The organism is Nitrosomonas sp. GH22 (assembly GCF_009833115.1).
GTDB lineage: Bacteria > Pseudomonadota > Gammaproteobacteria > Burkholderiales > Nitrosomonadaceae > Nitrosomonas > Nitrosomonas eutropha.
In genome coordinates this window covers 25,057-35,933 of the sequence record NZ_QRCA01000044.1, presented here as the reverse complement: position 1 = coordinate 35,933, position 10,877 = coordinate 25,057, and the positions used below count along the sequence as shown (strand labels likewise).

Genomic DNA, 10,877 nt, shown 5'->3' with positions numbered 1-10,877 from the left:
GCAAAGCCGGATTACGCTGTTGCGCGGAATATCGCCGATACCCTGATGGGGCGACCTGCAAAACCTTGCAGATCGGCTCGACCCCATGGGCGTCGCGGTACTGGTCGATGAACGATCTCAGGATTTGAGTTTGCGGTCGAGCTCCGCCTGAGCGAAAAAAGCACTGGCCAGCTTCAGAATCTCATTCGCCTTGCGCAATTCCTTTACTTCGCGTTCCAGGGCTTTGATGCGGTCGCGCTCTTCACTGGTCACACCGTCTCGCAAGCCGGTATCAGTCTCGTGTTTGCGCACCCATTCAAGCAATGTGTGGGCTGAACAGCCGATCTTCGGCGCAATGGATTCAATCGTCGACCACAGCGAGGGATACTCACTGCGGTGTTCCTGCACCAGACGGACTGCGCGCGCTCTTACTTCGGGGGAATATTTATTTGATTTGTTCATGGCTCCATCTTCTCAGATAGTGGAGCCTCCTCAAAACCCGGGGCGGTTCAACAATACGAACTTGCAATGCCCCGATTACTGCTCAATGCTGAGCTCTGGTCGAAGCCACTGACCATTTTGCTTCACAATAACCTCTACAACAAGCAAGATTTGCGTACGACTGTCGAAGGCATGCTGTACCGCATGCGCACTGGTTGTTCCTGGAGAGATTTACCCAAGGCATTCGGGAGCTGGAACAAGGTTTATAAACGATTCACCGCCTGATCTGCCAGTGGAAAATGGCTCAAGGTATTTCAGACTCTGGTGGTTGAGCCAGACACGGAGTGGGTTTTCATCGATGGTAGCGATATCAAGGCTCACCAGCACAGCGCGAGCGACAAGGATAAGGCAATCGAGAAAAGCCGGGGCGGTGTAAAGTGCACATGGCGGTAGATACCCACGGACTCCCCCCATCGCATTCGATATTACCGATAGTCAGATCAATAATTGTACACACGCATCGGCTTTGCTATTCAGGCTGGGCGCAGCTCAATCCATTGTTGCAGACAAAGACTATGACAATCAGGCCATACGTGATCCAATCGAACAACAAGGCACCAAGGCAGTTATTCCAGAGAAGTGGAACTCCAAAACAGGTAATGCAGATCTGGACCGAGGATTATACCGATACCGACACGTGGTAGAAAATATTTTCGCACGGTTGAAACAGTTCTGGGCAGTGGCCTCGCGCTTTGGTAAACTCAAAAAACTACGAAAGCCTCGTGGCTATGGCCTGTGCCTTTCTGTGGTTACCCATGTGATGGGAACAGACCCTAAATAAGGAGTCGCATATGCGTACCGATACCCCCCCTCAACACGAGCATCATGACCATCAACATGATGATCACTGCTCCCATGCCGTATTCACAGACACTACAGCACACGAAGATAACTCAGAAAAACCATTTACGGACCCTGTGTGTGGAATGGAGGTGTCACAAACCAATCCACAAAAAACCGTGGAGTATAAGGGCAAGGATTACTTCTTTTGTAGCACCCAGTGCATGGAAAAATTCAAGGCCACTCCCAAAACCTATTTAGGCCCACTCGAAATTCATACTGCAGTAGAGCTTCCAGCGGCAGGAGCGATATATACCTGCCCCATGCATCCGGAAATACAACAGGATCATCCGGGGAGCTGTCCGAAGTGTGGCATGGCGCTCGAACCCTTGATGCCAAGCCTTGAAGACGACAACCCCGAGCTGAAAGACTTTACGCACAGATTCTGGTGGACGCTGCCCTTTACTATCATCGTCGCGGTGCTTGCGATGTTCGGTCACCAGTTAGGGTGGTTCAACATGGTTACGCAAACATGGGTAGAGCTGGTGTTATCGCTCCCGGTGGTATTGTGGGCAGGGCAGCCGTTCTTTGTACGGGGCTGGCAATCGGTTGTCAACCGCAGCCCCAATATGTGGACGCTGATTGGTCTCGGTACGACGGCTGCATTTGTCTATAGTACTGTGGCAACGCTAGCGCCAGGAATTTTCCCTGAAACCTTCATGTCCATGGGGCGAATCGCCGTTTATTTTGAAGCAGCGGTAGTGATTATTTCGTTGACGCTTCTGGGTCAGATCCTTGAGCTACAGGCTCGATCACAAACGTCAGCAGCAATCAAATCGCTACTCGGTTTGGCGCCGAAGACGGCGCGGCGCATTAACCCGGACGGCACAGAGGAAGATGTGCCATTAACCCACGTTCATGAGGGCGACCGTTTACGGGTGCGTCCCGGCGAAAAAGTACCGGTCGATGGTATAGTCGAAGAGGGCAGCAGTTCTCTGGATGAGTCCATGCTGACGGGCGAATCACTTCCCGTGAGCAAACGCGCCGGTGACAAGGTGATTGGCGCGACAATGAACACCTCTGGCGCTCTGGTCATTCGCGCAGAGAAGGTGGGTTCTGCCACTGTGCTGTCGCAAATTGTGCAGCTCGTTGCGCAGGCACAACGTTCACGTGCGCCAATGCAACGCATGGCTGATCTCGTTGCCGGCTATTTTGTGGTGGCTGTAGTGGTTATTGCCGTGGCCACGCTGATTATTTGGGGTTTGTTCGGCCCTCAGCCAAGCTGGGTGTATGGCTTGATCAATGCTGTCTCCGTGCTGATTATCGCTTGTCCATGCGCACTGGGACTCGCCACGCCAATGTCCGTTATGGTAGCAACCGGACGGGGCGCGACACAAGGCGTGCTGTTTCGCGACGCAGCTGCCATTGAGAACTTCCGCAAGGTCGATACCTTGATTGTCGACAAAACCGGCACGTTAACAGAAGGTCGGCCGACTTTCGAGCAGGCTGTACCCGCCAGGCATATGACAGCCGATGAAGTGTTGCGACTCGCTGCGAGCTTGGACCAAGGCAGCGAGCATCCGCTTGCACATGCCATTGTGAATGCTGCTCGCGAGAAGGATCTTGCACTCAGTACTGCTAATGATTTTGAATCAAGTAGCGGCATTGGCGTTCGAGGTCAAATCGAAGGAAAGCACCTTGTATTGGGCAATACTGCGCTGATGCAGCAAGAAAACGTTGATGTCACAGCAATGGCCGGTACGGCCCAATCCTTGCGCGAAAAGGGGGCAAGCGTCATGTATTTGGCAACAGACGGTCAACTGGCAGGCTTACTGGCCGTCTCAGATCCGATTAAACAGAGCACACCGGAGGCTGTGCAAGACCTCAAAGATGCCGGAATTCGTATCATCATGGCAACAGGAGACGGCGTGGCTACGGCCAAAACCGTTGCGCAGCAATTAGGGATTGATGAGGTGCACGGCGAGGTCAAACCAGCTGACAAGCTTGACCTGGTGACAAAACTTCAGTCTGAAGGTCGGGTTGTTGCTATGGCTGGCGATGGCATTAACGATGCTCCGGCACTAGCAAAAGCCAACGTGGGCATTGCGATGGGCACCGGGACGGATGTAGCCATGAACAGTGCGCAGGTAACACTGGTCAAAGGAGATTTGCGCGGCATCTCGATTGCACGTCACCTATCCGAGCAAACAGTTGCCAATATGAAGCAGAACCTAGGCTTCGCGTTTATCTACAACGCTCTGGGCGTGCCGTTGGCAGCTGGAGTACTGTACCCGTTTGTCGGCCTTTTACTCTCCCCCATGTTTGCCGCATTGGCGATGAGTTTGAGCTCTGCTTCAGTAGTCTTTAACGCGCTTCGTCTCCGTAATTCAGATTAGAAGCTGCCATAAAAAGCCAAACGGGGCTTGGTGACAGTTTAAAAGTACGCCGTAACCTTTACGCGCCTGCCTTTCTTGTCTCTCTAATTCGAGCATGTTTAAGATCACTCTTCATTTTCTCTGCAATGATTTTATGCTGAAATTCAGATTTTTTCAGCAGAGCTTTTGCTCCATTAAAATCTGACGGTCCATGGATTCATAATCCCTATAATTATGTTCCCGATAGTTTGGCCGATTTTACTCCTGGCGCACCTATGAACGAGGATTACCGCTCCAATAATTGACCTTACCGAGCCAGATACGTTTGAGATTGTTACCGGTCCAGTGCTTGCTGATGTCATGTTGATACTTTGCACAGTCAGGCACCAGATGGTGCATTGGCCACGCTGCTGCGTGTCGAAAATTTACCCGACCATCCGATCTGGTCGGTACTGATCAAATCGTGCTGCTTAATCTCACCAATAATCTGCTGTACGATCTTGCAGTCAGGGCAACGCCGGCCTCTTTTAATTCACCTGCGATCCCTTTACAACTGATGCCAGGAGGCTACGAGCATAATCCTCTGTTCTTCTCTGCTGCAGCACTGACATTTCTTAACGGGCTGGCGTCTGACCAGACCTTTGCATTCCCCGTTCCAGATAACATCAAATTACGCTACGTGCAGTCGATCGGTAATGTAAACGGTATATTGTCTACTGCTGTTAGGCTTGTTTAACATAATTGTGTCCGGTGCCGGACATCATGCCTGGCTCGCATGGCATGATGGGAACCACACAGGAATCACTACTCCATTGATGAGCGTTTCCGGGGCTTTTATAACGGCTATTTTTAAAATTTATCGGTATAATCAATAAGTTACAGTCACTAACAATTCCGAACTTTTTTGAAGAACTTGTGGTCATTTGTCCAACGCATCTGTCGGACAAGTTAAATCCCTTCTCGATGTGCCATAACTAGCTGTAACAGCCTGCATTTGAAACAGGGTCAAACCAGCATTCAGCGCAATTTTCAGCCAGCAATAGCCGCATCTATTCACCCCCGCAACCCAGAGATAACTGCAAACGAGCCTACATTTAATCTTTCTAAACCAGGAATAACTGCGACTGACAGCTAAACGGTTTCAGGACGTCGCGCAATATGCAACTTATTAAGTATCCGAGGAGGCGCGGTGATTCTTCGTGCAAGTTGTCTATGTCAAAGCATCATCCTTGAAATCGATGGTCCTGTTCACGACATGCTGTTTTGTCACTGTTCCATGTGCCGTAAAGCTCATGGAGCAGCCTTCAGAGCACGAGGACGAGTAAAAACAGCGAATCTTCGATGGGTACGAGGCGAGGAACTGATTGCGCTTCTACGAATCATTTCCAGGTGAACACAGGGGCTTCTGCTCAGTCTGTGGTTCGAATATCTTCACCAAATATTCCTCACAGCGATAAGAACCAGGCCTTGCACTTGGAATACTTGATCATGATCCGGGTAACAGGCCTACTTGCCACCTGTTTGTTCACTCAGAAGCACCGTGGTACGAGATTACGGATTCTTTACCGCAATATGATACCTTCCCTCCTGGTTACACACCTAACCAGATCAAAGCTAATTGCTTGAAGTGGAAACGTACTATTACTGCCGCGTGCTCTGCTCGTTCGGATCGGTGCCATGTCCGCCGATACAGCAGCGCGGGTGCTGCAGGTAGCATGCCGGCCTTAGCGTGCTTTATTTCCATTTTCTTAGGCGACCCCTATCACGTCTTCTTCGTTTGCTTCTCGCTATCGAAGAAGCTGTTGTCTGAAGGTACCCTGAATCGAAAGGCCCAGACAGGTCAATATTAGTCACTAATGCGACAATTTGTCGCATTCTAAATTAACGGATTTGAAAGGATAATCGGTATATAACAAACACTGGTGCTGTGTTTGGGCACCATTGTAATTAAAGTTAGTTAAATAATTAATCATACATGATGACATTAAAACGCTCTTTTTGGGTTTGGCTGCACCGCTGGGCGGGGTTGGTCATGGCCTCTTTTCTGATCATCGTGGGTATTACCGGCAGTCTGCTGGCGTTTTACCCTGAGCTGGAACAGCTGATCAATCCCCAGTTTTATCCCAAACAAACGCTGGCGCACAAGTTGGATGTCGCCACACTGGCTGAACTAACCGAGCAGCGCATTGCTTCTCATGGCCAGGTTGATGTTATTGCACTGGAAGGCAATCAGGGCGCCACACTGGCTGGCGTGAGCACACGCCTGGACAAAACTGGTCAGCCAGGTGAACTAGGATTCGATCAGATCATTCTTGATCCTTATACCGGTGAAGAACTGGTGCGGCGCCAATTCGGCGCAATTTCGGAAGGAATGACCAATTTCATGTCATTCATTTACCAGCTACATTACGCCCTTGCGTTGGGTTCATTTGGCATGTGGGTGCTGGGCATTTGTGCCCTGATCTGGACGCTGGACTGTTTTGTCGGGTTTTATCTGACCCTGCCGCAGCGCCGCCGCCAATCCACGTCAATGGCTTCTGTTCACTCTTCCTGGTGGCAACGCTGGCAGCCTGCCTGGAAAATCCGCTGGCGATCAAGCCCTTACAAACTCAATTTCGATCTGCATCGTGCCAGCGGCCTGTGGCTATGGCTGATTTTGCTGACTTTCGCCTGGTCCAGCGTTTACATGAATATGTGGGATACGGTTTATACCTGGACGACGCGTGCAGTGCTTGAATTCAAAGCTCCCTGGACTGAACTGGAAAAGCGGGAGATTCCGCTGGCTGCGCCCAAGATCAACTGGCGGGAAGCACAATCCATCGCAGAGAAACTGATGGCTGAACAGGCAGATCAACATGATTTCGCGGTTGAACGGGTGGTTGCCCTGGCATTGAATCGTATGAATGGGGTGTATGTCTACACCGTGCGCAGCTCCAAAGAGATACAGGATAAGCAGGGAAGGACGAGTATATATTTCGATGCCAATTCAGGTGAGCTCAAACTGGCACTGCTGCCAAGCGGCCAATACAGCGGCAACACCGTGACCACCTGGCTCAAAGCCCTGCACATGGCCAATGTATTTGGGCTGCCTTATCGGATTTTTGTCTGTGTGCTCGGTCTGGTCATTGTCCTGCTATCGGTGACCGGCATTATTATCTGGATGAAAAAGCGGCAGGCTCGTTTCAGTGTGAGCAGTCGTCAACAGGAATCGTCTTATTGAATTCACCAACATAAGTAATTGTGGCCGGTTATCGTGTTGTGTCTGCTGTTGTTCATTCATGGCTGCACCACACCGCCGCCGCGTGAGCTCAGCGACATTGATTTGTCCATTTCGGATCAATGGTTCGCCCAGGTTGCAGCGGACGAATCCGATCAAGCCATGTAATCGGGCTGGGCGTGATCCTTTGATGACCGGTTTACACAAGCTCATCGATCAGGCACTGACGGATAATTTTGACCTGAAAGCGGCTGCGGCACGGGTTGAAGCAGCGATGGCGCAGCATTACTTCATCTTGCTGGAAGCCAGACTGCAGATTCGGGTGGCCGAGCAATCTGTCAGCGATTGCGGCACCATTGCCAGCCTGGTGCGAGACTGGTTTGAACGGGAGCTGCATGCGTACTGGATGTACGGTTGGTGCTGACCGATCTGACGCAGGCATGCTCACAACTGGCACAGGTTCAAAATCAGGTGCAGCTTATTATCCGTCAGCCGGAGATTCTGCTGGGTGTTATCCGGAAGGCGCGATTCCTGCCATCGACACGGCGGTGGTAACCTTATCCGCTTCAACTGTCTAGCAGATGCTTCCCGTACTCCCGCCACAACTACCGGCCGGACTGCCTTCCGAACTACTGACCCCGCGCCCTGATCTACTGGCTTCATTTGCACGACTGCGCGCGACCGATGCCTGTCTGGACAGCGCGTTACCTCCCATCATGTTCACTGCTGCTGGAGGCACACGCGACCAGGCACTGACCAATCTGATTGACCCGAACTCGCTCGTCTGGAATTTGTTTGCCGGCGCGTTCCAGCCGCTATTCACCGGTGGACATGTTCGCGGCGGCATCGCATTGGCTCAGGCACGGGCAACCGAAACCCTGCACCGTTATAAGGAAACTGTGCTCAATGCGTTCGTGAAGTTGAACAGGCGTTGGCAGCAGAAGAATGACTGCGTACGCAGGAAACCCAATTGCGCGCCGCTGTGCAGCAGACGGAAACTATAGCTGACAACTAGCGCTGTATGCCTATCGGCAGGGATTTATTCAGATCCTGACATTGCTGGACAGTTACCGCAGTACATTCAATGCACAAAGCGCCAATCTGGCAGTTCAACGCCAACTGCTCAACAACTGCATCACTCTTTATCTGACGCTGGAAGGCGGCTTTTGAACGATCGACAACCATCCTCAGCAAACGCCTCATTGTGAACACCCGCGTATATGATCATACGAAACCCAGCATGACCGTATCGTCTGGTGATAGTGATTTTGTTCAATCCTGCAAGCTGTTCTGGCTGATACACCGGACAAACTGGCAAAATCAGCTTGTGGGCTCGGATCGAATCGAGTGCGACGTTATGTCACATTCCAAATCCTGTTTTTATTCTGTATAACTTCCCCGCATTAAGTATACAGCTAGCTGTACATCGCCGATATCCATTATGAATGTCAGTCACGACATTGTGCTCAATTTTATCGCCAACATCACGACGAAAGCGGATCTTAAAATCCAGACCGACTCGACCGAGGTGAGTACCCAGCCGGAATCAAAATGATCAAAATGATCAGGAGAAAAAAGAATGGAAGAATCCTCTATCACCCTACTGTGGGTTCTCTTAGGAACGGCTCTAAGCAATCCGCTGTTTGGGGCTGAAGAAAACCGCGTAGTGAAAGAGGAGCAGGATGTGAGGGAAACGTCTGCTTTAGAACAAGGGCGGGCGCATCTGGCGCAGGGCATAAAGATGAGATCCGATTCCATAATGCAAGGACAGGAGACTGCAGATGGTTCCGAGGGAAAGGATGCTGGGCAGGTAGCTCGTGATGTAGAAGTGGCAGTACCCACTGGGTATGTCACGCAGTTGCCGGCGATGACAGTCACTGGCGCCCCTGCTTATCCCGAATCGAGTGGCTACACTACTAACCGCGCTAACAGCCTCACCAGGACGGATCTGCCTCTGAGCGACATCCCCGCCTCAATCCAGGTGGTACCGCATGAAGTGTTGCGCGACCGCGCAGTGACCCAGCCCGGCCAACTGCTAGAAAACGTCAGCGGTGTGCAGACCGAAGCCAGCTACGGTGGGAATCACGGAATGTTCTTCAATATACGTGGCTTCACGACCCACAGCAGCAGTCGCGATGGATTCCAATACAACGGCAACCTGGTTACCCGCGATGTGCAGAACATCGAACGGATCGAAGTGATGAAAGGGCCGTCCGGTACGCTCTACGGCGGCGTTGGTTCGCTAGGTGGCCAAGTTAACACGGTTTCAAAACGACCGCTCTACTACAATTATGGTGCAATCAATCTGCTGTGGGGGAATTACCAGCAATGGCGACCGACCTTTGACATCAACCGTGTCCTGGGTAAGGGTTTTTCCGTGAGATTGAACGGTGCGTACGAGAACAACGGTACCTTTCGTGATGGTGGTGGATTCGAATCATATTCCCTAGCCCCGGCAATATCCTGGCAAGGGGAAAAAACCAGTGTCACGTTATTAGCGGAATACAATCGCTTCGACCAGGATCTATTCGACTTCGGCCTGCCTAATCTGCCGAACTTCCGTCACCTCTCCCGTACCCGTTACTTCGGGCTGCGCAAAGGAGACTACCCTGACCTTCCAGGCGATAGCGGACTCAACGAGACTTACGTGGGTACTGCTATTCTCCATCACCAGCTGAGCCAGACCTGGGGCCTTCGGATCGCCACACAGTACCATAGAGCCACTCAGGATTCGACCCAGTCCTTTCCTGACAACTACCTGTACACTGGCGACAATAAGCTACACTTCACCCATTACATGAATGGCCATGAGTGGTCTCGCGGACACGCTGTGCAAGCTGAGTTGCGCGGACAGGTCTATACCTGGAACTTTGAACACAATTTGCTGTTCGGCACGGAATACAGAAAGGTCGTAAACCGGTTTAACAATACCGACCAAACGGGTTTTGTCCTCGACCTGTTTGATCCTGGTATGCGCCCTGCTCATCACGAACCCATCATTCTGGGTGAAGGTTATAACGAGGGTCGGGGAGACGATATTGGAATTTATGCACAGGACCTATTGACACTGACATCTGCGGTGAAGCTGTTAGCCGGTCTTCGACTGGATCGTTTCCATAACGAAGCCAGGAGCAGCGGTTATACGAATAGCGCGAACCAGATGGCGCTGTCTTGGCAGGTCGGTGCGGTGTGGGAGTTAAATCCGACAGCTGCGTTGTTCACCCGTGTGGGTCGGTCGCACTCGCCAAATATTACACGCAGCATCGATGCCAGCGTGTTTGACGCCGAAGTTGGTACCCAGAAAGAAATTGGTGCCAAATTTAACTTTTTTGACCGGCGACTGAACGCTACGCTAGCAGCCTACAAGCTAACCCGTCGTCACATTCTTACCAGCGATCCGAACGACCCTCTACGAAACATCCTTGCAGGACGTCAATCCAGCCACGGCTTCGAACTTGATGTCAGTGGTGAGTTGACACGGCGCTGGAAGGTAATTGCCAGCTATGCCTATACCCACGCCGAAGTGAAAGCAGATGGCTTCTTCCCGGTCGGCGATAAGCTGCCCGATGTCCCTCGGCACAGCGGCAATCTGTGGACGACCTACGAACCCGGTGGTGTTCTGCAAGGCCTTGGTGTGGGCGGTGGCATCTATGCTGCCTCATCGCGCCAGGCAACTCTGCCGAATTCCCACAGACTGGGGGCCTACGTACGCATGGATACCACCGCCTACTACGACACTGGTAACTGGCGTGCCCAATTTAACGTCAACAATCTGTTCGACACCAAGTACTACTACGGCGGCGCGAGTGGTGTCTACAACTACACCCTAATCCCCAATCCACCGCGCACATTTTTACTAACGCTGTCTTACCGCTTATGAGTCGGATACTGGTGTTTACTCGATTACGATCTGAATGAAACCGGCATCGCTCTGCTTCCACATTCATCTCGGGGTGCGAATAGCATGGTGGATTCAATCAAAATCGATCCCTTGATTCGGATTTCAGTAGAGCAGGTAAGTACAC

At 51.6% G+C, this 10,877-nt stretch carries 9 protein-coding genes, 2 pseudogenes and 1 other annotated feature; of the genes and pseudogenes, 8 read left to right on the top strand and 3 right to left on the bottom strand.

What is annotated here, in order from left to right; translation table 11 throughout:
- Window positions 1-441: pseudogene (locus ABF86_RS11465) on the bottom strand (transposase); the annotation flags it as partial.
- Window positions 47-163, bottom strand: a sequence feature (AL1L pseudoknot). Its footprint overlaps the pseudogene before it by 117 nt.
- A 66-nt stretch (window positions 442-507) precedes the next feature.
- Between ABF86_RS11465 and ABF86_RS11460 the strand changes: the two are divergent.
- The 3 genes and pseudogenes from ABF86_RS11460 to ABF86_RS11450 all read left to right on the top strand — a co-directional run bounded on the left by ABF86_RS11460 (window position 508) and on the right by ABF86_RS11450 (window position 4,371).
- A pseudogene (locus ABF86_RS11460) lies at window positions 508-1,241 on the top strand (IS5 family transposase).
- Between the two features lie 30 nt (window positions 1,242-1,271).
- On the top strand, window positions 1,272-3,656 hold the full coding sequence (locus ABF86_RS11455; RefSeq protein ID WP_160803618.1) for a heavy metal translocating P-type ATPase: 2,385 nt from the start codon (window positions 1,272-1,274) through the stop codon (window positions 3,654-3,656).
- Window positions 3,657-4,098: 442 nt separating this feature from the next.
- Window positions 4,099-4,371, top strand: a complete 273-nt coding sequence (locus ABF86_RS11450; RefSeq protein WP_074456287.1) for a hypothetical protein — start codon at window positions 4,099-4,101, stop codon at window positions 4,369-4,371.
- An 855-nt stretch (window positions 4,372-5,226) separates the two neighbouring features.
- Here the strand turns inward: ABF86_RS11450 and ABF86_RS12625 are convergent.
- A complete protein-coding gene (locus ABF86_RS12625) occupies window positions 5,227-5,379 on the bottom strand; it encodes a hypothetical protein (protein ID WP_204987603.1) in 153 nt (50 codons plus the stop codon).
- Window positions 5,380-5,610: 231 nt separating this feature from the next.
- On the opposite strand from ABF86_RS12625, the gene ABF86_RS11440 reads away from it, so the two are divergent.
- From ABF86_RS11440 to ABF86_RS11425, 4 genes are read left to right on the top strand one after another with little or no spacing between them, the layout of a single operon-like run.
- Window positions 5,611-6,855, top strand: coding sequence for a PepSY-associated TM helix domain-containing protein (locus tag ABF86_RS11440; protein WP_011634770.1), 1,245 nt, complete (start codon window positions 5,611-5,613; stop codon window positions 6,853-6,855).
- A 58-nt stretch (window positions 6,856-6,913) separates the two neighbouring features.
- Window positions 6,914-7,276, top strand: coding sequence for a hypothetical protein (locus tag ABF86_RS11435; protein ID WP_143000386.1), 363 nt, complete (start codon window positions 6,914-6,916; stop codon window positions 7,274-7,276).
- The gene (locus tag ABF86_RS11430; protein WP_160803617.1) at window positions 7,270-7,407 is read left to right on the top strand and encodes a hypothetical protein; all 138 of its coding nucleotides are present in this window, start codon (window positions 7,270-7,272) and stop codon (window positions 7,405-7,407) included. The genes ABF86_RS11435 and ABF86_RS11430 overlap by 7 nt, the downstream gene beginning before the upstream one ends.
- 26 nt (window positions 7,408-7,433) lie before the next feature.
- Window positions 7,434-7,856 carry an Outer membrane protein-like gene (locus tag ABF86_RS11425; protein ID WP_011634773.1) on the top strand — a complete coding sequence of 141 codons (423 nt, stop codon included), beginning with the start codon at window positions 7,434-7,436 and terminating at the stop codon, window positions 7,854-7,856.
- Between the two features lie 7 nt (window positions 7,857-7,863).
- Here the strand turns inward: ABF86_RS11425 and ABF86_RS11420 are convergent, their stop codons facing one another.
- Entirely contained in the window at window positions 7,864-8,055 is a 192-nt protein-coding gene (locus tag ABF86_RS11420; RefSeq protein ID WP_143000387.1) for a hypothetical protein, read from the bottom strand.
- 376 nt (window positions 8,056-8,431) lie between these two features.
- Between ABF86_RS11420 and ABF86_RS11415 the strand changes: the two genes are divergently transcribed.
- Complete coding sequence (locus tag ABF86_RS11415; RefSeq protein ID WP_074456289.1) at window positions 8,432-10,732, top strand: TonB-dependent siderophore receptor; 2,301 nt, start codon at window positions 8,432-8,434, stop codon at window positions 10,730-10,732.
- Window positions 10,733-10,877 lie beyond the last annotated feature (145 nt).

What these genes read in the sequence shown, in the direction of transcription:
- ABF86_RS11455 (WP_160803618.1), top strand. Translation starts at nt 1,272, where the DNA reads ATGCGTACCGATACCCCCCCTCAACACGAGCATCATGACCATCAACAT.
- ABF86_RS12625 (WP_204987603.1), bottom strand. Translation starts at nt 5,379, where the DNA reads ATGGAAATAAAGCACGCTAAGGCCGGCATGCTACCTGCAGCACCCGCG.
- ABF86_RS11440 (WP_011634770.1), top strand. Translation starts at nt 5,611, where the DNA reads ATGATGACATTAAAACGCTCTTTTTGGGTTTGGCTGCACCGCTGGGCG.
- ABF86_RS11435 (WP_143000386.1), top strand. Translation starts at nt 6,914, where the DNA reads ATGGCTGCACCACACCGCCGCCGCGTGAGCTCAGCGACATTGATTTGT.
- ABF86_RS11425 (WP_011634773.1), top strand. Translation starts at nt 7,434, where the DNA reads ATGCTTCCCGTACTCCCGCCACAACTACCGGCCGGACTGCCTTCCGAA.
- ABF86_RS11420 (WP_143000387.1), bottom strand. Translation starts at nt 8,055, where the DNA reads ATGAGGCGTTTGCTGAGGATGGTTGTCGATCGTTCAAAAGCCGCCTTC.
- ABF86_RS11415 (WP_074456289.1), top strand. Translation starts at nt 8,432, where the DNA reads ATGGAAGAATCCTCTATCACCCTACTGTGGGTTCTCTTAGGAACGGCT.